Origin of the sequence: Microseira wollei NIES-4236 (genome assembly GCF_020521235.1) — a bacterium.
GTDB classification, from domain to species: domain Bacteria; phylum Cyanobacteriota; class Cyanobacteriia; order Cyanobacteriales; family Aerosakkonemataceae; genus Microseira; species Microseira wollei.
Genome location: NZ_BLAY01000810.1, coordinates 1 through 222 on the forward strand (window position 1 = coordinate 1; position 222 = coordinate 222).

The 222-nt window shown below is 45.5% G+C and carries 1 pseudogene; it reads right to left on the reverse strand.

Annotated features, from left to right (window positions below):
* Positions 1-222 (reverse strand): annotated as a pseudogene (locus MiSe_RS50570) (group II intron reverse transcriptase/maturase); the annotation flags it as partial.

Below are 222 nucleotides of genomic sequence, written 5' to 3' on the forward strand. Positions count from 1 at the left end.
CTCCTTCGAATGGACTTTTATCGCCTTTAACTTTCACATAGTCAGTGCTACTGCAACTAAACTCACTATGTTTGAGTAACCTCAGGGGGTTCGCATCTCCCTTCTTGGTTGCGAATACCCAGTTATCGCCATCTATGGATGTCCAATACCTTTGATGTCCGGCGTTGATATTTCCACAGCGGCGGAATGCCCATCTACGAAGTTTCAGGTATGTGAGGTAAT